The organism is Marinovum sedimenti (genome assembly GCF_054052205.1).
This window is the reverse complement of the sequence record NZ_CM133223.1, coordinates 201992-225793: the sequence shown is the minus strand read 5'-3', so window position 1 is coordinate 225793 and position 23802 is coordinate 201992. Positions and strand designations below refer to the sequence as shown.

Below are 23802 nucleotides of genomic sequence, written 5' to 3'. Positions count from 1 at the left end.
GCCGAGATGGACAAATGGATCGATTGGCTGGGCTATCGCAAACTGCCCGATTTCACCAAATCCAAACCCTTGGGTGGCCTGATTGGTGCCATTCTCATGCTTGTGGCGCTGGTTTTGGCGGCATTCTGTCTCACCGCGCTGTTCCTTGTCATGGGGGCGGTCATCGGCGTCGGCCCTCATGCAGGCCCGGACAGTCACGAAGCCGTGCGCAACATTGGCCTGTTCCTTGCCGCAATCATCGGCATCCCGTTTCTGGTCTGGCGCTCTGTGGTGGCGCAAAAACAGGTGGATGTGACCGAGCAAGGCCACATTACCGACCGGATCAACACCGCGGTGCAAGGTTTAGGAGCCGAGAAAATCCAGAAACGGCAGCGGCGGCGTAAAAGTGGAAAGCCTGCTTATGTGAATGTCGACGACACGCCGGACTACTCACAGCCCATGATGGAAGAAGTCACCCTGCCAAACCTCGAAGTCCGCATCGGCGCGATTTATGCATTGGAGCGGATCTCAAAGGACAGCGACCGCGACCATGTGCAGATCATGGAAATCCTCTGCGTCTATATCCGCCAGAATGCGCCTGCCTCCGAAGCCGAGCCTTGGCCGGAACTGGAGGTGAAGGACAGTGAAGACGACGGCCCGCTTGAGAAGGATTGGGAGGAGCGGCTGAAGACGTTCCGCGAAAAGCAGGCCGCTGCTAGGCAAAACCTGACGATCCGCGAAGACATTCAGGTGGCGTTAAACGTCATCGGTCGGCGCAGCGCGCATCAACTGGGACTGGAGGCTAAAGCAAATGGCGCGACGGATGGCTTTGTCTTTGACCTACCCTGCCCCGAATTCGCCCTGCCAGACGACGGCCATGAGCCCGAAGCGCTGGAGACCTATAAAGCCGCGCTGAATCGCTGGAAAGATATTCTCGGTTCATACCGTGGCTATCGTCTCGACCTGCGCGGCGCAAATCTGCGTGGTGCGGACCTCGCCGAACACGACCTACGCGGTGCACGCTTTGACGGCTCACACTTGCAGGGGGCGGACCTCATGGCGGCGTGGTTGCAGGGGGCGAACCTCAGGGCGGCGCGGTTGCAGGGGGCGAACCTCAGGGCGGCGCGGTTGCAGGGGGCGAACCTCATGGCGGCGCGGTTGCAGGGGGCGATCCTCGGGGCGGCGCAGTTGCAGGGGGCGAACTTCGGGGAGGCGCGGTTGCAGGGGGCGTTCCTCGGGGCGGCGCGGTTACAGGGGGCGCACCTCGGGGGGGCGCAGTTGCAGGGGGCGCACCTCGGGGGGGCGCAGTTGCAGGGGGCGCACCTCGGGGGGGCGCGGTTGCAAGGGGCGGGCCTCGGGGAGGCGCGGTTGCAGGGGGCGAACCTCGGGGAGGCGCGGTTGCAGGGGGCGCACCTCGGGGCGGCGCGGTTGCAGGGGGCGCACCTCGGGGAGGCGCGGTTGCAGGGGGCGGACCTTAGGGCCACGCGGTTGCAGGGGGCTGGCCTCATCGCGGCACGGTTGCAGGGGGCGGACCTCAGTTGGGCGCGGTTTGAAAGTTCAACATCCCTGAGCGCCGCTACTCTTCGAGGCGCGGCGGCCAGGGATGTTAATTTTGCCAATCTACCACAATTGGCAGAACACGCCGATCACATGTTTGGGGATGGCACCGTGACCTTGCCAGATGGCCAGTGGCCTGCGCATTGGCCGCAGGAGGAACTTGAGTACGATGCCTTTTACAAAGCTTGGCGCGCTTGGCGAGCCACCCTGCCCGCACCACCCGACGACACCTGAAACCACCCTACCCAACCCGGCCAACATGTTGCATAACCCCCGCGCGACTCAAACCCAGATCAGAGGACGATAGAGATGCACGACATCCGCGCCATCCGCGACAATCCCGCCGCCTTCGATGCGGCCATGGCCCGCCGTGGACTAGAGAACGCGTCGTCGTCTCTGCTCGAAATCGACGAGGCCCGCCGCGCCGCGATCCATGCCGCCGAAACCGCGCAGGCCGATCAGAAAGCCGCCGCCAAAGAGGTCGGTGCCGCCAAAGCCAAAGGCGACGAGGCCGAGTTTGAACGGCTCCGCGCGCTGGTGGGCGAAAAGAAGGCCGAAGTCTCGGAGATGCAGGCCAAAGCCAAAGAGCTGGATCAGGCGCTCACCGATGCGCTGATGTCGATCCCCAACGTGCCGTTTGACGACACGCCCGACGGCGCGGACGAGGATGACAACGTCGAAGTCCGCCGCTGGGGCACCCCGCGCGCCTTTGATTTCGCACCCAAAGAGCATTACGATCTGGCGGGCGTCAAGGACGGCATGGACTTTGAAACCGCCGCCAAACTCTCGGGCTCGCGCTTTGTGGTGCTCTCGGGCGGCGTGGCGCGCATTCACCGTGCGCTGGCGCAGTTCATGGTCGACACCCATGTCGAGGAAAACGGGCTGACCGAGACCTGGACGCCGGTGCTTGTTAAAGAGGAAATGATGCTGGGCACCGGGCAGCTGCCCAAGTTTGGCGAAGACAGCTATCAGACCACCAATGGCTGGTGGCTGGTGCCGACCTCCGAGGTGACGCTGACCAATATCGTGCACGGGATGACGGTGGCCGAAAGCTATCTGCCCCGCCGCTATGTCGCGCATTCGCAGTGCTTCCGCTCCGAGGCCGGCAGCGCGGGCCGCGACACCGCCGGCATGCTGCGCCAGCACCAGTTTGAAAAGGTCGAGATGGTGTCGGTCACGCATCCCGACCAAAGCCGCGCCGAGATGGACCGGATGACCGAGTGCGCGCAGGGCATTCTGGAGCGGCTGGGCCTGCCCTATCGCACCGTGGTGCTGTGCACCGGCGACATGGGCTTTAGCGCGCGCCGCACCCATGACATCGAGGTGTGGCTGCCCGGTCAGAACACCTACCGCGAGATTTCGTCGGTGTCGGTCTGCGGTGATTTCCAGGCGCGGCGCATGAACGCCCGGATGAAGCCCGAAGGCGGCGGCAAGCCCGAATTCCTGCACACGCTCAACGGGTCGGGGCTTGCCGTAGGGCGCGCTTTGATCGCGGTGCTGGAGAATGGGCAGCAATCGGATGGCTCGGTGGTGCTTCCCGAAGCACTGCACCCCTATCTGCGCGGAAAAACGACACTTTCCGTCACGGGCACTCTGGTCTAATCTGAAAACAGCGTTAGGTTGCGTGATTATGACACGCGCTCTCGCCATTCTCCTGTTCGTTGCGGCCATCGCTTTTGCGCTGGCTCCTTTCGCCACGCCCGGATTCAACGGGTTTGACCCGGACCAATTCCCGGTGCCACAGATCGATCCCCCGGCCCAACCCGCCGGGTACGCCTTTGCGATATGGGGCGTGATTTACATCTGGATGATCATTGGCACCGGGTTCCAAATGCTCAAACGCGCAGATGATCCCGCGTGGGAGCCGGTGCGCCTGCCCTTGCTGCTCTCGCTGTTGGCGGGCGCGCCGTGGCTGGCTGTTGCACAGCAAAGCGCGTTCTGGGCGACGGTCTGGATCTGGGTGATGTGGGCCGCGGCGCTGCTGGCGCTGCTGCGCGCGCCCCGGCAGGACGGTTGGTTCGGGCACTGGCCAATCGGGCTTTACGCGGGGTGGCTGACAGGCGCGTCTTGCGTATCGCTTGCGCTTTTGCTCGCGGGGTTTGGCGTGACGGATGAGAAGATCGCGGCCTGGGCCGGTCTCACGCTGGCGCTGATGGTGGCCTACCGGATCATGCGCCACCGCCCCGATGTGCCGAGCTATCCGATTGCCGTGATCTGGGCGTTGATCGGCGTGGCCGTTGCGAATGTCCCCAATGGAGCGCTGTCGGCGCTCGGGTTGTCGCTGGCCGGTGCGGCGCTGCTTGCCCTGGTGGCGGTGCGGAACCTCCGCGCAACACACTAAGCGCAACACTCTTTCGCGCGACACCTAAGCATCGACGCACCATCATATCAAAATCTGGGATTGGGGGTCTGGGGGCGAAGCCCCCAGCCTGTCGACACGCGAAGGCGTGGCGAAATCATTTCTCGTCAGCGCGGCCTTTGCCAAGGTGCTTGCGCAGCCGCGACGGCGTGGACTTCTTCTTGCCCTTGTAGGGGTTCTTGTCGCCCTGCCCGCGCAATGTCATCCGGATCGGCGTGCCCGGCATGTCAAAGCTGTCGCGCAGCCCGTTGACCAGATAACGCGAATAGCTGTCGGGCATTTTGTCGGGGTGCGAACACATCACCACAAAGCCCGGCGGGCGGGTTTTCACCTGCGTCGCATACCGCAGCTTGATCCGGCGGCCACCCGGCGCGGGGGGCGGATGCGAAGCAACCATCGCCTCAAGCCAGCGGTTGAGCATGGCGGTCGTCACCCGGCGGTTCCAGATGTCATGCGCGCGAATGATCGCGTCGTGCAGCCGGTCCAGCCCCTTGCCCGTCTTGGCCGACACCGTCACCAGCGGCGCACCGCGCAACTGTGGCAACAGCCGGGTGAAGAACTCTTTGAGGTCTTTCAGCTTGGCCTGTTTCTCGGGCTCGACATCCCATTTGTTGACCGCCACCACGACGGCCCGGCCTTCGCGCTCGGCCAGATCGGCGATCCGCAAATCCTGCTGTTCAAACGGAATTTCCGCGTCCAGCAGCACCACGACCACCTCGGCAAACTTCACCGCGCGCAGGCCATCGGACACCGACAGCTTCTCAAGCTTTTCCTGCACCCGGGCCTTTTTGCGCATGCCTGCGGTGTCAAAAATCCGGCAGGGCGTGCCCTCCCAGTCAATCGACAGCGAAATCGCGTCGCGGGTGATGCCGGCTTCGGGGCCCGTCAACAGCCGCTCTTCGCCAAGGATCTGGTTGATCAGCGTTGATTTGCCCGCGTTGGGCCGGCCAACCACGGCAATCTGCAACGGTTTGGATCGGGTCGGCGTGTGCTCTGGCAGCTCTTCGCCGTCTTCGCCCACCGCCACATCGGTTTCCGGCGTGTCATCGACCGCCACCAACGACAGCTCGTCGGCGATCGGCACCAGCGCGGTGTACAGATCGTTCAGCCCTTCGCCGTGTTCCGCCGACATCCGGATCGGCTCGCCCAGTCCAAGGCTCCACGCCTCGATCACACCGGCGTCGGCGGCAGAGCCTTCGCCCTTATTGGCGGCCAGCAAGATGTGCTTGGATTTCTTGCGCAGGATCTCGGCAAACATTTCGTCGACCGGCGTAAGCCCGACCCGCGCGTCGATCATAAACAGGCAGACATCGGCCATGTCGACCGCCCGTTCGGTCAGCCGCCGCATCCGGCCCTGAAGCGAATCATCGGTGGCATCTTCGAGGCCCGCAGTGTCGATTACGGTAAAGCGCAGGTCCGCCAGACGGGCATCGCCTTCGCGCAAATCGCGCGTCACGCCGGGCTGATCGTCAACCAGGGCAAGGCGTTTGCCGACAAGGCGGTTGAACAGCGTGGATTTGCCCACATTGGGGCGGCCCACGATGGCGAGGGTAAAGGACATCAGATTACTCGGGCTCCGGAACGTATCAAGCGCCCCCGATACATCAGCCGCCGTAGGCCTGCAACTGGCCCTTTTTGGTGACGATATACATCACCCCGTTTGCCACCACCGGATTGGAGGTCGCGCCACCGGGAATTTCGACCGTGCGGGTCTGTTGGCCGCTGGCCGGATCATAGACCCGAAGCTGCCCGTCACCGCCCGCAACATACAGCCGGCCACCGGCCACAATCGGCCCGTAGTTGCCATAGATCTTTTCGCGGCGACGTGGACGCTGGGTGGTATAGCCCGGAAGCTCGACCGACCAGACATCGGCCCCGTTCGAGACATTGACCCGCTTAAGCTCGTTGCGATCCGACACAAAGAACACCGCCCCGCCTGTCACCCAAACCGGCTGAAGCGCGGCGTCGCGCACCGTCCATTTGCGTTTGCCCGACCCGACGTTCAGCGCCACAAGGCGCCCGGAGTGATTTGAGGCATAGACCGTATCGCCCACCACCACCGGATCGCCGGTGATGTCGCTGACCCGGTTGATGGCAAAGCCATCGCGTTGCCCGGCAATCGTGGCGTTCCACAGCCGCAGCCCGCCTTTGCGGAACACGCCCTGCACATCGCCCGAGCCATAGCCGAAGATCACATATTGATCGGTCACCGCCGGGGCGGGGCCGCCGTGTACGTTGTTGATGTCTTCCAGCCCGTCGATCTGCCAGCGGATGCGGCCACTGTCGGCCTCAAGCGCCCAGGCGGTCTTGTCGCCCGCCACCAGATACACCAGCCCGTCGCCATAGCTGGGCGACGCCGAGCCGCTGGCCTGCAGCTTTTGGCTCCAGAGTTCTGCCCCGGTGGCCGGGTCAATCGCCGTGACGGTGCCATAACCCGAGGTCACGTAAAGCCGCCCACCGCCAAACGCCAGACCGCCGCCCGAGCCCTGCCCGGCGCCGTCACGCTCGGGCGCGAGATCGCGGGTCCAGAGCGTGGCACCGCCGGTTGAGGTGGCGGTGACAAGCGCGTCACTGTCGAGGGTAAAGATCTGGCCACCGGCCACCACAGGATCGGCGGTGATGCGGTGTTTGCGGGTGTCGCCCTTGCCAATCGGTGCCGACCACAGCGGCGTCACCGCCGTGCCAAACGCCGGGTGACTGGTGCGGGTGGCAGGCGACCCGTGGCCCTGAAACCAGTTGGCGTTGCGCGTTGTCGCCGCCAGACCCAGCGCATCTGCGGGCGCGTTGAGGGGGGCGAGCGTGTCTTCGTCGGCGCGAATAGCTTCGCGTGCGCCGGGCAGGATCGCATCGCTGGCGCGGTCACAGGACACCAGCACAGAAATCGCCGCGAGGCCCAGAAGTGTCCTGATCGTTGCCGTTTTCACCTGATCCGCCCCCGTATGTCATCCAATGCCGCCGCACGCCGCCCTATCCTGGGCGGCCGGTGTCAGCGGGTCGTCACCTGCTTAGGCCGCGCCAAGTTCGCCGCCCAAAGCGACAATCACCTGCGAAACGCGCTGGCGCAAGCCCGCGGTCACTTCGGCATCCGCAAGGATGGCCTGAAATTTCTCAAGTGCGGCCTCGGTGTCACCCGTTTCCACATCAATCAGCGCAATCTGCTCTTCCGCCAACAGGCGCAGCGGGCTGCCCGCACGGGCCAGCGCCTCGAAGCCACTGCGGCGCTCGGCCCCGTCCACCGTCTCGGACTGCACCAGCAACAGCTTGAAGCTGGCGATATCGCGATAGATCTGCGGCACCTCGCCATTGCGGGCAATGTCGCCCAGCGTTGTGGCGGCTTCGCCGTCTAGGCCGGTTGCGCTTTGCTCAGACGCGGTCAGCAGCGCCAAGAGCGCCGATCCGCCGACAGACCCGGCCTCGACCGCGCCAAGGGCAGCGATGCGGGCGGTGTCATCCTCGGTTTCAAGCGCGGCAACAATCGAATCGCCCAAGGCTTCGGCCGCGGCACGATCTTGTGCCTGCGTATATTCGCGCCATGCCGCGCCGCCGACGATCAAAAGAACGGCAGCGATCCCAATCCAGCCATACCGCTTGAGCAGCAGGAACAACCGGTCGCGGCGGACCTCTTCGGTCACTTCTTCGATGAAACTGTCGTTGTTACTCACGGCGTTGCCTCTTGCTGCGTCCAGAAACGTCGGTGCCCCGGGTCATTGTGCCTCTCTTAGCGCGGCCCGCCCCAAGTGCCAAGAGCCGCTCCGCGCCCACCGCAGTTCGCGCCAGATCCAGATTGCAAGCGATTTGGCCCATTGCTTGCGGCAGATTGTCGAAATGGCTATTCTGAACTGGTTAGTTTAGCGCAGTCGCTTTATACGGGCTGCGTGCCCTGTGGCCCGGTCGATCCGGCCAGAGGTCTGCCCAGGGGCCAGTGTGATAACCAAAGTGAGCACCGCATGCGACTTATTCCCGTTCTGACTGCGATTGCGGTAAGCGCCGTGCTGTTGATTGTGGTGCTCCAACGCGAGGCGCTGTTCGAGTTCGCCCGCGAAAACCACCTGACGCAGGTGCTTGGTCAGGAAACCCCGGACGCGGCCGAAGAGGCCAGCGCCCCGACACAAATGGCCGAAGTTGCCCCCAAACCCGAGGGCGTGCGCGTTGTTGCCCGCCACTCCGAGGCCCGCGTTGTGGACAGTGCCGTCATTCTGCGCGGCCAGACCGAAGCCGCGCGCGAAGTGAATGTGCAGGCCGAAACCAGCGGTCTCGTGCGCTCGGACCCTCTGCGCAAAGGCGCGTTTGTCGAACGGGGCGCATTGCTCTGCGAGCTTGATCCCGGCACCCGCGTCGCGATGATGGATGAGGCGCTGGCCCGTCTGGCCGAATCCGAGGCCCGCGTGCCCGGCGTCGAGGCCGGCGTGCCCGAGGCCGAAGCCCGCCTGCAAGAGGCACTCGCGCGGCTGCAAGAGGCCGAGATCAACGAACGCGCCGCCAAGAAGCTCAAGTCCGATGGCTTTGCCTCGGAAACCCGCGTCGCCGCGACCCAAGCTGCCGTGCGCAGCGCCGAAGCTTCGGTAAGCGCGGCGCGCGCCGGGATTGAGGTGGCGAAATCCGGGCTTCAGGGCGCGCAGGCCTCGATCCGCTCGGCCGAAGCCTCGGTCGCCGCCGCGCAAAAGGAAATCGACCGGCTGAAAATCACCGCGCCTTTCGCCGGGCTGCTCGAATCCGACGCCGCAGAGCTCGGCGCCTTGCTGCAACCCGGCGCGCTTTGCGCCACGATCATCCAGCTCGATCCGATCAAACTGGTGGCCTATGTGCCCGAAACCGAAGTCTCGCGCGTGGCGCTTGGGGCCAAGGCCGGCGCGCGCCTGTCCGATGGCAATGAGGTCACGGGCGACGTTACCTTTCTGTCGCGCTCGGCCGATCCGACCACCCGCACCTTTCGCGTGGAAATCACCGCCGAGAACAGCGATCTGGCGATCCGGGATGGCCAAACCGCCGAAATCGGCATTTCCGCCGCCGGGGTCATGGCACATCTGGTGCCGCAATCGGCGCTCACCTTGAACGACGCGGGCGCGTTGGGCCTGCGCAGCGTCACGCCCGACAACACCGTCGCCTTTCTGCCGGTCACGCTGTTGCGCGACAGTCGCGAGGGCGTCTGGGTGGCGGATCTGCCCGAGCGGGTCGATGTGATCACGCTGGGACAGGAATACGTCGAAGACGGCGTCAAGGTGATCCCGACCTTCCGAGAGGCCAGCGCGGAGGTGACACAATGACCGGTATCGTCGACTGGGCCGCCTCGCGCGCCCGGATGGTCATGGCCTTCATTGTGCTGTCGCTTTTGGCGGGCGGCTTTGCCTATGTCGGCCTGCCGAAAGAGGGCGAACCGGACATCGAAATCCCGGCGCTGTTTGTCTCGGTTCCCTTCCCCGGCATCTCGGCGGCGGATTCTGAAACCTTGCTGGTTAAGGCGATGGAAACCGAGCTCTCCGATCTCGATGGGCTGAAAACCCTGTCGGGCACCGCCTCAGAAGGCTATGCCGGTGTGGCGCTGGAATTCGAGTTCGGCTGGGACAAGACCAAGGTCATGGCCGATGTCCGCGACGCGATGAAATCCGCCGAGGCCGCCTTTCCCGACGGGGCCGAGCAATATTCGATCACCGAGATCAACTTTTCCGAATTCCCCATCGTTATCGTCAATCTGACCGGCGCGGTGCCCGAGCGTACAATGGCGCGCGTTGCCAAAGACTTGCAGGACCGCGTTGAAGCGCTGGATGCGGTGCTGGAGGCCGGGATTGCCGGAAACCGCGACGAGATGCTGGAGGTGCTGATCGATCCGCTGCGGCTTGAGGCGTACAACGTCACCGCCGGCGAATTGATTGGTGTGGTCCAGAACAACAACCAGCTGATTGCGGCGGGTGAGGTCGAGACCGCGCAGGGCAGTTTCGCCATCAAGATCCCGTCGAGTTTTGACGAACCCAAGGACATCTACAACCTGCCGGTCAAGATCAACGGCGACCGGGTGGTGACGCTCGGCGATCTCGCCCGCATTCAGCTGACCTTCGAAGACCGCATCGGCACCGCACGCTTTAACGGCGAGGAAACGGTGGCCTTGCAGGTGGTGAAACGCAAAGGCTTTAACCTGATCGACACCGCCGAAGCGGTGCGTTTGGTGGTGGAAGAGGCGCAGCAGGACTGGCCGCCCGAGCTGCGCGCCGCTGTCGACGTCGGCACCTCGAATGATCAAAGCCGCGTCGTGGCCTCAATGGTCAGCCAGCTTGAAGGCTCGGTGCTGACCGCCATCGCTTTGGTGATGATTGTGGTGTTGGCGGCGCTGGGCACGCGGCCTGCGCTCCTCGTCGGATTTGCGATTCCTACATCTTTTTTACTTTGCTTCGTGCTTCTCGGCCTCATGGGCATTACAATTTCGAACATTGTGATGTTTGGCCTGATTTTGGCGGTCGGCATGTTGGTCGATGGCGCAATCGTCGTGGTGGAATACGCCGACAAGCGGATTTCCGACGGCGTCGGCCCGATGCACGCCTATGTCGAGGCCGCGAAACGGATGTTCTGGCCCATCGTGTCGTCGACCGCGACAACGCTCTGCGCCTTTCTGCCGATGCTGTTCTGGCCGGGCATTCCGGGGCAGTTCATGGGGATGTTGCCGGTCACGCTGATCTTTGTTCTGTCCGCCTCGCTGATCGTCGCGCTGATCTATTTGCCGGTGTTGGGCGGCGTCACGGGCCGGATGAGCCGCACCTTTGACCACTCGTCAAAATGGCTCGAAGCGCGGTTCCCCTGGATCATCCGCGCCGCTCTGGTGCCGGTCGCCTTGCTGGTGCTGTTTGTCGGCGCGATGCAGGTGCTGAACCCCGCTTACCTTTTGGCCAACGCCCCGGCTGAGGTGCTGGCGGGCCGCATGCCGCTGTGGCTCGGCACGGCGATCTTTCTGGCCGGAGCGTTCATGGCTTCGGTCACATTGGGCGCGGTTGAGTTTCATTGGCAGCGCAAACGCATTCGCGCCGGGCGCAAGCGCACGCTGTTTGGCTGGTTCATCAAGCTGATCGCAGGCAATCCGATCATGCCCATCGTTGCCGCCGCTTCTGTGTTGGCCTTTGTCGTCGCGGTCTTTGGCTATTTCGCGGAAAACAGCAAGGGCGTCGAGTTTTTCGTGGAAAGCGAGCCGGAGCAGGCCATCGTTTATGTGCTGGCGCGCGGCAACCTCTCGCTGCCGGAAAAAGACGCGATTGTGCGCGAGGCCGAGGCGGTCGTTCTGGCCCACCCCGGCATCGACAACGCCTTTGCGTTTGCGGGCAGTGGCGGGCTGAATTCCAACACCGGCGGCGCACAGCCCCCCAAGGACACCATCGGCCAGATCCAGCTTGAGACCATCCCGTGGGAAGACCGCAGCGACCGGCCCGATCTGGATGGCGACATCGTGCTTGAAGAATTGCAGGCGCAGCTGGAACAGATCCCCGGCATCCGCATCGAAATCCTGGCCCAAGCCCGCGGCCCGGCCTCGGCCAAGCCGGTTCACCTGCGGATCAAGGGCGACGACTGGGACCAGCTGATCGCGGCCACCCGCATGGCGCGCGAAAGATTTGAGGCCACGCCGGGGCTGCACCTGATCGAAGACACGCTGCCCCTGCCCGGCATCGACTGGCAAATCGACGTTGATGTGGAAAAAGCCGGACGCTTTGGCGCGGATGTGGCCACTGTTGGCGCGATGGTGCAATTGGTGACGCGCGGCATTCTGCTCGATACCATGCGGGTTGACAGCTCGGACGAAGAGATCGAAATCCGCGTGCGCCTGCCCGAAAAAGACCGGGTGCTTTCGACTTTGGACACGCTGAAGGTGCGTACGGCCGACGGGCTTGTCCCGCTGTCGAACTTCGTCACGCGCAAGCCGGTGGCCAAGCTGGCCGAGATCACCCGCGTCGATCAAAAGCGCTATTTCGACGTCAAGGCCGGGGTCCGGGCCGGGATGTTCACCTTTGCCCGTGGCGAAGGGGCGCGCGCGCGCATTCTGGCCTATGGCCGGGCTGCCACCGAACGTGACACAGAGGTGCTGACCATTGGCGCGACAGGCTATGTCGTGACTGCCTTTGAAGAGGGCCAGAGCCGCAGCGCGCTGGACGAAGCGCTTGCCGATGAGGCCCTGCGCGCGGTTCCCCTGACGGCCAACGAGCGTATCGCTCTGCTGACAGATTGGCTGGACGACGCGCCTCTTGGTGCCGGGGTTTCCACCGAATGGACCGGCGATCAAGAGGATCAGGCCGAAAGCCAGGCCTTCCTGCAAACGGCGTTTGCCGGGGCGCTGGGGTTGATGTTCATCATTCTGCTGGCGCAATTCAACTCGGTGTATAACGCGGTGCTGGTGCTGTTGGCGGTGGTGCTGTCGACGACTGGCGTGCTGATTGGGATGCTGGTGATGGACCAGACGTTTTCGATCATCATGACCGGCACCGGGATTGTCGCCTTGGCGGGGATCGTGGTGAACAACAACATCGTGCTGATCGACACCTATATGGAATACAGCCGCTACATGCCGCGGATCGAGGCGATTGTGCGCACCGCAGAAGACCGCATTCGCCCGGTGCTGTTGACCACGATCACCACGATGGCCGGGCTGGCGCCGATGATGGTCGGGCTATCCTTGGATTTCTGGAACGGTGGCTTTTCAATCGACAGCCCGACGGCGCTGTGGTGGAAACAACTGGCGACGGCGGTGGTGTTCGGGCTTGGCATCGCGACGGTGCTGACGCTGGTGTTCACCCCGGCGATGCTGGCGGCGCGGGTGTGGTTCTGGACCTATGTGTTCTGGATTGCGCGGCTGTTGGCGCGGTTGGGTCAGGGACGTTCAAGCCAGGCCGCGCGCGACTGGGCGCTGCGCCGCAAAGCGCGGCGGGTCAAACATCCGGAAATCCTTTGGGTCGAGGATGCCGCGCCGGTGCCTGTGCCGGCCGACGCGACGCAACCCGAATTGCCGCTGCGTGCAGCAGAATGAGAGGGGAACGGATTTTTGGATAAAATCCGTATCTGAATTTTTGAAAAATTCGGAGAAAAAATCTTTCAAAGATTTTTGCCCGGTTTCGGTTGTTGCGCGTCCCGCGTGCCATGACCGCACTTTGATGACGGAAAGAAGACTTACATGACAGCCACTGACGCGCAAACCGCCGAGGCCGCCTCTGCAAAACCCGCCGATGCCGAACGCCGCTCTGCTTGGCGCACGATCCGCCGTGTGGCCCCCTATCTTTGGCCCGAGGATCATCCTTGGGTCAAAAAGCGGGTGGTTGGTGCCATGGCCATTCTGATCTTCGCCAAGTTGATCGCCGTCGGCACGCCCATGCTTTACAAGGCAGCTGTCGATACCTTGGGCGGCGAGGCTTCGGCGATGATGCTCGGCGCGGTCGGCCTGACCGTGGCCTATGGCATGGCCCGCCTGCTGACCAACGGCTTTCAGCAACTGCGCGATGCGCTGTTTGCGGCCGTGGGCCAGCGAGCCCTGCGACAGCTGGCGTTCGAGACCTTCACCCACATTCACCGCCTGTCGATGCGCTATCACATCACCCGCAAGACCGGCGGTCTCAGCCGGATCATTGAACGCGGGGTCAAGGGGGTCGAGTTCCTGCTGCGCTTCATGCTGTTCTCGGTCGGGCCGCTTGTGCTTGAACTGCTGCTGATCGCCATCGTTCTCTTCTTTCTGTTTGATGTCTGGTATCTGGCCGTCGTCGCGGTGACGATTGCGCTTTATGTCTGGTTCACCTTCACCGTGACCGAATGGCGGGTGAAACTGCGCCGCGAGATGAACGATCAGGACACCGACGCCAATCAAAAAGCCATCGACAGTCTGCTGAACTTTGAAACCGTCAAGTATTTCGGCGCCGAAGCCCGCGAAGCTGCGCGCTATGACGTGGCGATGGCGGGCTATGAGAAGGCCGCGCTCAAGACCTCATACTCGCTGGCCTTCCTGAATTTCGGCCAGTCCCTGCTGATCACCGCCGGGTTGGTGGGTGTGATGGTCTTGGCCGCCTTGGGGGTGCAGCGCGGTGATTTGACCGTCGGCGATTTTGTCATGGTCAACGCTTACATGATCCAGATCACCATGCCGCTCAACTTCCTTGGCACCGTCTATCGTGAGATCCGCCAGAGCCTTGTCGACATGGGAGAGATGTTCAACCTTCTGGAGCAACCCGCTGAAATCTCGGACAAACCCGGCGCGCCGGCGTTGAAGATCAGCGGCGGTGAAGTTGCCCTTAACGATGTCCATTTCGGATATGATGCGGCGCGTCCGATCCTTAAAGGGGTGAGTGTTACCGCTGGGGCCGGGCAGAAAATCGCCATCGTCGGCCCCTCGGGGTCGGGTAAATCCACAATCGGGCGGCTGCTGTTTCGGTTCTATGATGTCACCGCTGGCGCCTTGACCATCGACGGTCAGGACGTGCGCGACGTGACGCAGGACAGCCTGCATGACGCCATTGGCGTGGTGCCGCAGGATACGGTGCTGTTCAACGACACGATCTATTACAACATCGAATACGGCCGCGCAGGGGCAACGCGCGAAGAGGTGATCGAGGCCGCCAAGGCCGCGCAGATCCACGATTTCATCAGCTCGCTGCCCGATGGCTACGACACCACGGTCGGCGAACGCGGGCTCAAGCTGTCGGGGGGCGAAAAACAGCGTGTGGGCATTGCGCGCACCTTGCTGAAGAACCCGCCGATCCTACTGCTTGACGAAGCGACCTCGGCGCTGGACAGCGAGACCGAGCAGGAGATCCAAGGCGCGCTTGAGTTGGCCGCCAAGGGGCGCACGGTGTTGATGATCGCGCACCGGCTGTCGACGGTGGCCGAGGCCGATCTTATCGTGGTGTTGCAAGACGGCGAGATTGTCGAGCGCGGGACGCACAGCGCCTTGCTTGAGCGCGATGGCCGCTATGCCAGCCTGTGGCGTCGCCAACAGGCCGAGGATGAGGCGGCTTAAGCGCGCGCTTCACGTCCACGCGAGCGGGGCTAGGTGTGCTGGCCCCGCCGTGCTAGCTTTGGGTCATCGCAGGGGCATTTTGCGAGGACACTACAGTGATGAAACATGTCTTGGGCCCGGCCGTTTTGGCCGCCACGCTTCTGGCGGCTCTGCCCGCGTTGTCAACGCCAAGCTTTCCCTGCAACGGACGGTTGACCGCCTCGGAACGGGCGATCTGCCAGACGCTGTTGCTTGGGGATCTCGACCGGGTGATGGCGCGGCTGTACTATGAGGCGCGCGATCACGGGGCGCGCCGCAACCGCGGAGCCTTGCAACGCGATCAGGCGCTTTGGCTGCAATGGCGCGATACCTGCGGCGGCGCGGTGTCTTGCCTGCGGCGGCGGTATGAGCAGCGTATCATCGATTTGGCCCCGGATGATGGGCTGCCGCCGGGGTTTGGCTGTGCGAAAAGCCCGTTCGGCGGGTTGCAGGTTGATGCGGGGCTTTTGCCGGGTCGATAACGCAGGTGATTGCGGTTGGCGTGGAGTTCGGGGCCCTGCCCCATCGGCCTTTGGCCTCCCCCCGAGGTATTTTCAAACAGAAGAAGCAGGGGTGCTCTCGGCAGAGGTTTGAGCATGATTTGGACCGGTGTCAGTTGGCGGTCTCTGCCTCTTCGGGGAGGTCGAAGACTTGGCCGGGGTAGATCAGATCGGGGTCGCGGATTTGGCTGGTGTTGGCCTTGAACACCCGGACGTAAAGCAAGCCCTCGCCATAGCGATCGCGCGCGATCTGCCACAGGGTGTTGCCGGGCTGAACGGTCACGATCTTGACGGGGCCGTTGCCTTCGGCGTCTTCGGACACCCGTTCGAGCAGCGCGCGGTCTTCGCGTTTGAACGGCGTTTCGGCGCGTGATTTGACTTCGCCGTTGGCGCCGACTTCATCGACGCGCAGGGTGTAGACGCCTTTGTCGACCTCGGGCAGATCGACCTGCCACGAGCCATCAGGGCGAATGCGAGACGACGTGATCGGCGTGTTGTCGAGGTAGACCCGGACAAAGCCGCCGCCGCTGGTTCCGGCCCCGCGCCCCGCCAGCGCCACGTCGCCCGCGTCGTCATAAGAAATTGTGTCGATTGCCACCCGGTCGAGCACCTCTGGCCCCGGCAGCACGCGCACGCCGTCTTGGTCTGAGGCAAGCAGCGTTGGGGTGTCTTTGGCAGGGTCAATTGTGGCGGTGTCATTTATGGCGGTGTCTGACGGTTTGGGCTTGGGCGCATCAATGGCGAGCGCGGTCTTGGTCCGCGCTTCGCTGTCGCTCTCCTGCGTTTTATTTGCGGGTGTGGATGCCTCGGCATTGGCGGGGCCGTCGGTGAGAATCTGGGCGGGCTTTTGGCTCTCGGACTGGGGGGCATCGGCGATTTCAGTGGCGGAAACCTCCGCGTCATTTGTGGAAGAGACCACTGGATCGGCGGTCGGCGCAAGCGCTTGTTCTATGGGCGTTGCCGCTTGCGCGTTTGCTGCCTCAGTGCGCGGTTGGACCGTGGCTGATGTGCTGTCAGGGGTCGACGGTTTGTCGACATTGCTGCCGTTGGCTGGCAGTTCGCGGGTGGGTGCGTCGGCAAATTCTGACGGGGTATCGGCCTTAGGCTGGACGGGGTTGGGCACCGTATTTTGACCGTCTTGCGACGGATTGGCCGAGGGTGTCGGGTTTGGAGCCGTGGTGTCCGCGTCTGTTGTTGCCGTGGCCGTTGTCAGATTTTCAGGGGTGTTCTGCGTTGCTTCGGTTTCGCCGGAGGCGACCGTATCGGGCGCAGGATCCGGGCTGGGCGCGTCTGTTGTTGCGACAGCATCGCCCGTCGCGTCAGAGGTGCCGGCGGCCTGCGCCGTTTCTTCTTGGTCGGGCAGCGGGTTTGGCACCACCTGCTCCACCGGCGCGTCAGCCGTTTGGGCGGCTTCGGGCGCGGGAACACGCGGGGCGTTTGTCGCCTGAGCGGTATCTCCGGGAACCAAGGCGGCAACGTCCACCGGGACAGGCGGTTCGCTTGCGGTGTCGTCCGGGCTGGTCGCGCCCTCTGGCATCAAAGCGGCACCTTGCTCTGGCTCGGATTTAGAGCCGAAGGGGGCGACGATAATCTCGGACGCGGCAAAGACCTCTTCCGCGCCCATTCGCATCGACAAGGTCATCACGCGCGGCTGTCTGCTGGGCAGGATGTCCATCAGGCTGGCGAATTTGCCGTCGCTGCCGACGCGGGTCGCCGCGATTCCGTCACCGTCGAGGAAGACGGTCACGTCGGCACCGGCCAAGGCCTGTCCGGCCACCAAAGCCGCGCCGTCAGGCTCTATGCGGATCAGATCGAAGGTGGGGGCGGCGAGTGGGGGCGATGCAGGCTGATCCGTGACCACCTCGGAGGATTCGGCGACGGCGGCGTTAGGCGTTGACGTGCCAGCACCGGTTTCGGCTGCAACCGGCTCGGAGGGCGCGGTATCGGAGGACGGTGCCGGAACAAGGGCCGCCGCAGGTTCACCGGCTGGATCGGCGTCATAAAACCCGTCCACCGACCACGCCACATAGGCCGCAACCGCCACGGTCACGCCGACAGCCCCCCCGCCCAACACTCTTGTCCAATTCGTCATCGTTCATCCCCTTCGCGCGCCGATTGGCAGACCACGGCGCGCTGCACGTCTTTTCTTGCAGATTTGCACAGATAACCGGGCAAGCTCTGGGAAAAAACGTAAAAATCACGGTCAGAGGCGGGTTTGCCGGTCGATTTGTGGATTTCCGGCGACATATTCGCCCCGTGATTGCACACAGGCCTGTCGTCCGGGCCGGTTGTGCGGGGGCTAACGCTGCCCTGTCGCGTTGACTTCCCATGCTGCACGCGCAACATAAACCGCAGTTTACAAGACCCCCCAATCAGGAGCGAGTGACAATGGCCGACATCTCCGTGTGTGTGTATTGCGGATCGCGGGACGGCATAGATCCCGCCTTTGCCCAAGCCGCCGAGGCCCTGGGCCAAGCGCTTGCGGCGCAAGACTGGCGGCTGGTGTACGGCGCGGGTGATATCGGGCTGATGGGGCGCGTGGCGCGCAGTGCGCAAGAGCATGGCGGCGAAACCTTTGGCGTGATCCCCAAACACTTGATGGACCGCGAAGTCGGCAAGCGTGACCTGTCGACCTTTGTCGTGACCGAAACGATGCATGAACGCAAAAAGGTCATGCTGATGAACGCCGATGCGGTTGTCCTGTTGCCCGGCGGGGCCGGATCACTTGACGAGTTCTTTGAGGTGCTGACCTGGGCGCAGCTTGGCCTGCATGCGAAACCCGTGATCCTTCTGAACGTCGCGGGCTATTGGGATCCGCTGCTGGTGCTGCTCGATCACGTGATCGATCAGGGCTTTGCCGAAGCCTCGCTGCGCGATTTCTGGGGCAGCACCGCGTCAGTCGAAGACTGCGTGGCCAGCCTGCGGGCCGCTTTGTCCTGACGCAGGCTGCTGGTGGTATAGATCGCCAGCGCCAGCCAGATCACCGCAAAGGCGATGCCGTGCCAGCGGGTGATCGGTTCGGCAAAAATCACTGCTGCAACAAAGAATTGCACCGTGGGGTTAAGGTATTGCACCAGCCCCACGGTGGCCATCGACACCTTGCGCGCGGCGCTGGAAAACAGGATCAGCGGCAGTGCGGTGATCGGGCCAGAGCCGATCAACAGCGCCAGATCAAGCGTGCTCAGCCCCCCCGGTTGCCCCACCGCCAGCACCCGTTCGATCCCGGCACCGCCCGGTGATCCAAAGGCAAACAGAACGGTCAGTGCGATGGGCGTCAGCACCAGCACCTCGCCGCAGACCGATATGACTGGACCGGAAGATATGCTTTTCTTTGCAAGGCCATACATGCCGAAGCTAAACGCGAGGATCAGCGAAATCCACGGCGGCACCCCCAGCCCCCATGTCAACAGCGCCACCGCACAGGTCGCCATGCCAACGGCGAGCCATTGGATGCGCACCAGCTTTTCACCAAACACCACCCGGCCCAGAACCACCGCCACCAGCGGGAAGATGTAATAGCCCAGGCTGGCCTCGGTGGCGCGGCCATTGCTGACCGACCAGATGAACATGAACCAATTGCAAGAGATCATCAGTGCCGCGAAAATCACCTTGCCCAGATGCCGCCCTGACACCGACGCCGCCAGCACCGACAACCGCCCCTGCACCGAGATGACGACAAGAAAGAACACCGCCGACCACAGCGTGCGATGGGCCAGCACTTCGATCGCAGGGATATGGGCCAACATCTTGTAATACAGCGAGGAAAGCCCCCAGACGAGGCAGGCGCCAACCATGGAGAGCACGCCGATACGGGCCTGAGTGTCAGAGGCGTTTGTCATGCCGGTGTCCGTCTGAATAGGGGTTGGGAAGTCGGGCGCAGTTAGTCAGCCGGGCGACCAAGTTGCAACGGCTGTTTGGCGGGTCTGGCTTGAATATTTGGCGCAAGGAGTGGCCGGCAATACCCCGGCGAAGCGGTCCGAAAATTCACCGATGCACCGCACAATCCGCCGAAGCGCCGGGCACAAAAAAGGCCCGCCACCGGATGTGACGGGCCTTTTCGTGATGTCAGGTGATCGGATGTGATCAGGCGTTCGAGAGACGCTCTGCCACGTTATCCCAGTTCACCAGGTTATCGAGGAAGTTGTCGAGATACGCCGGACGCTTGTTGCGGAAATCGATGTAGTAGGAGTGTTCCCACACATCACAGCCCAGCAGAGCCGTCTGGCCAAAGCACAGCGGGTTGACGCCGTTTTCGGTCTTGGTGACTTTCAGAGTGCCGTCGCCATCAACAACCAGCCAAGCCCAACCGGAGCCGAACTGGCCCGCGCCTGCGGCAGCGAATTGCTTTTTGAAATCGTCAACGGTGCCGAACGCATCTTTGATGCGGCTTTCCAGCTCGCTCGGCATGTCTTTGCCTTGGGTGCCCATTATCTGCCAGAACTGGGCGTGGTTCCAGTGCTGCGAGGCGTTGTTGAAGATGCCCGATTGCGCAACGGCATTGGCGTCATAGGTGCCTTTAACGATCTCTTCGACCGATTTGCCTTCCCATTCGGTGCCAGCAATCAGCTTGTTGCCGTTGTCGACATACGCTTTGTGGTGGATGTCGTGGTGATATTCCAAGGTTTCCTGGCTCATGCCGAGGCCGGTCAATGCGTCGTGGGAATACGGAAGATCGGGAAGTTCGAATGCCATGGGTAACACCCCCTAAATTGTGTTCACGTTCTGGTATTAATTGAGCGCGTCGGCGGGCAAGGTCAACCCTGCCCGCGTCAGAAACGCGGCTATATTTACCATGACGCGCGCAGGACGGATTAATGAAACCCGACAGTTGAGCCCGGTTGCGCCGCCGTTTTGAGCAGGTCGAAAACATAACGCGCCACCGAGCGGAAACAGATCACCCGCGCCGATGTTTCGCTTTGCAGCCAAAAGGCCGCGGGCACTTGGGCCAGCCGCGAGCGGCGCGCCTCGCCCGGTTGCAGGGCATCGGTGGACATATCGGCGGGGGTAAGCTTGGCCAGAACATCGCGCAATCCAGAGCCGCGCAGTTCGAACATGCAGCGCGCGTCAGAGATGTCGACCGCCAGCGCGTGGCTGTCGCTCAGCGTGCCTGACAGGCTGCGCAACGCGCCTGCGACTTCGCCGTAAGGGCACAGCAACAGCAGTTCATCGGGCGACATCCACACCACGCCCCGTTCGCCTTCAAAGCGGACGCCGCGCGCCGATGGCATGTCGAGACCGCTGATGCCGGTGGCCGCGTTCTTGATCGGCACCGAGGCCAGATCGCCGCGCAGCACAATCATGCCTTGGGGCGCGGATTCACGCACCGAAATCAGCCCATCATAGCGCGCATTGCCCAGGAGCGGCGCGGGCGTTGGCATCACATCAGACATTCTGTTTCTCCCCGTCTTTGTCATAAAACACCGGGTCGACAATCCGGGCTTCGATCATCGTGGTGCCATCGGATTTGGCAAAACTGATCACCTCGCCCATCCGGTCAGGCCCATGCAGCACCAGCCCCATCGCAATGCCCTTGTCGAGCGTTGGCGAATAATAGGTCGAGGTCACGCGGCCCTGCACGTTGCGCTGGCCATTGGCGTTTTCGCCCTCAACCACCGCATAGGCGCCGTCCGGCAGCACCGAGCCATCAAGCGTTTCCAGCCCGACCAGCTTCCAGCGATCCGCGCGCGCCATCTCGGGCCGCTGATGCGCACGTTTGCCAAGGAAGTCGTCTTTCTTCTTCGAAATCGCCCATTGCATGTTGAGGTCTTGCGGGATCACCGTGCCGTCGGTCTCATCCCCGATCATGATAAAGCCCTTTTCGGCCCGCAGGATATGCAGCGCCTCGGTGCCGTAGGGCATGACGCTGTATTGCTTGCCGATGGTCAGCAACAGATCCCAAAGCTGGCGCGCATAGCCCGCCTTGACCGCGATCTCAAAGCTGAGTTCCCCCGAGAACGAAATGCGGAAGACGCGCACCGGGATACCGGCCAATTCGCCCTCGACCCAGCCCATGAAGGGCAGCGTTTCCTTGCTGACATCCAGCCCGCCGATCGCCTCAAGCACATGGCGCGCCTTGGGGCCGACAACGGCAATTTGGCCGTAATGTTCGGTGACATTGGCGACGTAAACCTGCCAATCCCACCACTCGCATTGCAGCCAATCCTCCATATGCGCATGGATGTGATCGGCCCCGCCCGAGGTGGTGTGGCACAGGAACGTCTCCTCGTCGATCCGCGCCACCACGCCGTCATCCATCAGAAAGCCGTTTTCGTTGCACATCAGCCCATAACGGCATTTGCCGGGTTTCAGCGTCGACATCATGTTGGTGTACAGCATGTCGAGGAACTTGCCCGCATCGGGGCCTTTCACGATCAGCTTGCCAAGGGTCGAGGCATCGAGCAGCCCAAGGTTTTCGCGGGTGTTTTTCACCTCACGGTTGACCGCGTCATGCGTGCTTTCGCCGGGGCGTTTGATGGCATAGGGCCTGCGCCATTGGCCAACCGGCTCCCACTCCGCGCCGTTCTTGTCAAGCCAGTCGTGCAGTGGAGTTTCGCGCACCGGCTGAAAGGTTTCGGCGCGCGCGGGGCCAGCAATCGCGCCCATTGAAATCGGCGTATATGGCGGGCGGAAAGTGGTGGTGCCAACCTGCGGGATCTCAGCGCCCAGCGCGCCTGACAGGATCGCCAGACCGTTGATATTGCTGAGCTTCCCCTGATCGGTCGCCATGCCGAGCGTGGTATAGCGTTTGGCGTGTTCAACGCTCTCAAACCCTTCGCGCGCGGCCAATTGAACGTCCGAAACCTTGACGTCGTTCTGATAATCCAGCCAGGCTTTCATCCGGTGCTTGATGCTCGCGCCCTGCGGCATCATCCAGACCGGCGCGAGCGGCGCCTCGTCTTGCGTGATCGCCTGCGGTGCCGCCGTATCCGACGCGCCATCGGCAAGGCCAGCGGCCCCCGAGACCGCATCCTCCAGCACCGCTTGCAGCGTCAACGCGCCATTGGCGGCGCCAACAGCGGTAACGTAAGCTTGCCCCTTGTCGCCCGTCGGCGCTCGGTCAGGATCGGGGCGGAACATGGCGTGGGCGTCGTCCCAGACCAGTTTGCCACCGCAATGCGACCACAGGTGCACCACGGGCGACCAGCCGCCCGACATCGCCACCGCTTCGCAGGGGATTTCGTCAATCACCGCGCCGCCTTCGCCCGCGTGCGAACAGATGGCAACGCCGGTGACGCGCTTGCCGCCCTGAACGTGGTCAATCGCATGGCCTTGCAAGATGCGAATGCCCAGCGCGCGCGCCTCGGCCATCAACGGGCTGTCCTTGGGCAGAACGCGGGCGTCAATGATCGCAGGCACGGCAAGCCCGGCTTTGCGCAGCGCAAGGGCGGTGCGGTAAGCGTCGTCATTGTTGGTCACGACAACGGTGCGGTCGCCGGGGCTGACCGCCCAGTTGACCACATAGTCACGCACCGCCGAGGCCAGCATCACACCCGGCACATCGTTGCCCGCAAACGACAGCGGCCGTTCGATCGCCCCGGTGGCCGTCACAATATGACCGGCGCGAATGCGCCAAAGCCGGTGACGCGGGCCTTTAACGTGGGGCGCGTGGTCGGTCAGCCGCTCATACGCCAGCGCATAACCGTGGTCATAGACTCCTGCCCCCATGCAGCGATTGCGCAGGGTGACATTGTCCATCGCGTTGAGCGAAGCCAGCAGCGCGGCGATATAGGCGTCAACGCTACCGCCCTCAATCTCGCCGCCGTCCACAGGCGCACGTCCGCCCCAAAATGCCGTCTGTTCAACCAAAAGCACCTTGGCCCCGGTCTCGCCCAGCCGTTTGGCGGCCTCAAGTCCGGCGATGCCGCCACCCACCACCAGCACATCGACGTAGGCGTGGAAATGCTCATAGGTGTCGGGGTCGCGCGCGTCTTTGTCCGGTGCTTTGCCAAGACCGGCGGATTTGCGAATGAACGGCTCGTAGATGTGTTTCCAGAAGGCGCGCGGCTGGATGAAGGTCTTGTAATAAAACCCGGCAGGCAGAAACAGCGAGAAGGCCGAGTTGACCACGCCAACGTCGGCCTCAAGGCTGGGCCAGTGGTTCTGGCTCGCGGCTTTCAACCCGTCGAATAGCTCGGTTGTGGTGGCGCGCTGGTTGGGCTCAAAGCGGTCGCCCTCACCCAGCCCCATCAGCGCATTGGGCTCTTCAGCGCCAGAGGCAACCACGCCGCGCGGGCGGTGGTATTTGAACGAACGGCCCATCAGGACCTGATCATTGGCCAAGAGAGCCGAGGCCAAAGTATCGCCGGCGTGCCCGGTCAGGCGCTTGCCGTTGAAGGTAAAGGATTGTTGTTTCGTCCGATCTATCAGACGGCCACCGGTGGCGAGGCGTGTGCTCATGTGTCGGACCCTTTCGCGCGGGG

16 protein-coding genes are annotated in these 23802 nt (G+C 63.2%); 8 read left to right on the top strand and 8 right to left on the bottom strand.

The window, feature by feature from the left end; genetic code table 11:
• Window positions 1–6: 6 nt before the first annotated feature.
• From ACW9UO_RS01095 to ACW9UO_RS01085, 3 genes are all read left to right on the top strand, one after another.
• Window positions 7–1770, top strand: coding sequence for a pentapeptide repeat-containing protein (locus ACW9UO_RS01095; RefSeq protein WP_457087186.1), 1764 nt, complete (start codon window positions 7–9; stop codon window positions 1768–1770).
• A gap of 75 nt (window positions 1771–1845) precedes the next feature.
• Entirely contained in the window at window positions 1846–3138 is a 1293-nt protein-coding gene (serS, locus tag ACW9UO_RS01090; protein ID WP_457087185.1) for a serine--tRNA ligase, read from the top strand.
• 28 nt (window positions 3139–3166) lie between these two features.
• Window positions 3167–3877, top strand: a complete 711-nt coding sequence (locus ACW9UO_RS01085; protein ID WP_457087184.1) for a hypothetical protein — start codon at window positions 3167–3169, stop codon at window positions 3875–3877.
• A 115-nt stretch (window positions 3878–3992) separates the two neighbouring features.
• Here ACW9UO_RS01085 and der read toward each other — a convergent pair whose 3' ends face one another.
• The 3 genes from der to ACW9UO_RS01070 form a co-directional block, all read right to left on the bottom strand.
• Window positions 3993–5456 (bottom strand): ribosome biogenesis GTPase Der, encoded by a 1464-nt coding sequence (gene der, locus ACW9UO_RS01080; protein WP_457087183.1) that lies wholly within the window; start codon window positions 5454–5456, stop codon window positions 3993–3995.
• Between the two features lie 43 nt (window positions 5457–5499).
• The gene (locus ACW9UO_RS01075; RefSeq protein WP_457087182.1) at window positions 5500–6819 is read right to left on the bottom strand and encodes a PQQ-like beta-propeller repeat protein; all 1320 of its coding nucleotides are present in this window, start codon (window positions 6817–6819) and stop codon (window positions 5500–5502) included.
• Between the two features lie 81 nt (window positions 6820–6900).
• A complete protein-coding gene (locus ACW9UO_RS01070; RefSeq protein ID WP_457087181.1) occupies window positions 6901–7557 on the bottom strand; it encodes a hypothetical protein in 657 nt (218 codons plus the stop codon).
• Between the two features lie 285 nt (window positions 7558–7842).
• On the opposite strand from ACW9UO_RS01070, the gene ACW9UO_RS01065 reads away from it, so the two are divergent.
• From ACW9UO_RS01065 to ACW9UO_RS01050, 4 genes are all read left to right on the top strand, one after another.
• Window positions 7843–9159, top strand: a complete 1317-nt coding sequence (locus ACW9UO_RS01065; protein WP_457087180.1) for an efflux RND transporter periplasmic adaptor subunit — start codon at window positions 7843–7845, stop codon at window positions 9157–9159.
• Window positions 9156–12890: an efflux RND transporter permease subunit gene (locus ACW9UO_RS01060; RefSeq protein WP_457087179.1), complete on the top strand. Its 3735-nt coding sequence runs from the start codon at window positions 9156–9158 to the stop codon at window positions 12888–12890. Before ACW9UO_RS01065 ends, ACW9UO_RS01060 begins: the two co-directional genes overlap by 4 nt.
• A 144-nt stretch (window positions 12891–13034) precedes the next feature.
• The gene (locus ACW9UO_RS01055; protein WP_457087178.1) at window positions 13035–14864 is read left to right on the top strand and encodes an ABCB family ABC transporter ATP-binding protein/permease; all 1830 of its coding nucleotides are present in this window, start codon (window positions 13035–13037) and stop codon (window positions 14862–14864) included.
• Between the two features lie 98 nt (window positions 14865–14962).
• The gene (locus ACW9UO_RS01050) at window positions 14963–15364 is read left to right on the top strand and encodes a lysozyme inhibitor LprI family protein (protein WP_457087177.1); all 402 of its coding nucleotides are present in this window, start codon (window positions 14963–14965) and stop codon (window positions 15362–15364) included.
• Window positions 15365–15494: 130 nt separating this feature from the next.
• On the opposite strand, the gene ACW9UO_RS01045 is transcribed toward ACW9UO_RS01050, so the two are convergent.
• Window positions 15495–17474 (bottom strand): LysM peptidoglycan-binding domain-containing protein, encoded by a 1980-nt coding sequence (locus ACW9UO_RS01045; RefSeq protein ID WP_457087176.1) that lies wholly within the window; start codon window positions 17472–17474, stop codon window positions 15495–15497.
• Window positions 17475–17770: 296 nt separating this feature from the next.
• On the opposite strand from ACW9UO_RS01045, the gene ACW9UO_RS01040 reads away from it, so the two are divergent.
• Complete coding sequence (locus tag ACW9UO_RS01040) at window positions 17771–18322, top strand: LOG family protein (RefSeq protein ID WP_457087175.1); 552 nt, start codon at window positions 17771–17773, stop codon at window positions 18320–18322.
• On the opposite strand, the gene rarD is transcribed toward ACW9UO_RS01040, so the two are convergent.
• The 4 genes from rarD to ACW9UO_RS01020 all read right to left on the bottom strand — a co-directional run bounded on the left by rarD (window position 18229) and on the right by ACW9UO_RS01020 (window position 23779).
• Entirely contained in the window at window positions 18229–19221 is a 993-nt protein-coding gene (gene rarD / locus ACW9UO_RS01035; protein WP_457087174.1) for an EamA family transporter RarD, read from the bottom strand. The genes ACW9UO_RS01040 and rarD overlap by 94 nt on opposite strands.
• Before the next feature lie 244 nt (window positions 19222–19465).
• On the bottom strand, window positions 19466–20074 hold the full coding sequence (locus ACW9UO_RS01030) for a superoxide dismutase (RefSeq protein WP_457087173.1): 609 nt from the start codon (window positions 20072–20074) through the stop codon (window positions 19466–19468).
• A gap of 119 nt (window positions 20075–20193) precedes the next feature.
• Entirely contained in the window at window positions 20194–20772 is a 579-nt protein-coding gene (locus tag ACW9UO_RS01025; RefSeq protein ID WP_457087172.1) for a sarcosine oxidase subunit gamma, read from the bottom strand.
• Complete coding sequence (locus ACW9UO_RS01020; protein WP_457087171.1) at window positions 20765–23779, bottom strand: sarcosine oxidase subunit alpha family protein; 3015 nt, start codon at window positions 23777–23779, stop codon at window positions 20765–20767. Before ACW9UO_RS01020 ends, ACW9UO_RS01025 begins: the two co-directional genes overlap by 8 nt.
• Window positions 23780–23802: the final 23 nt, after the last annotated feature.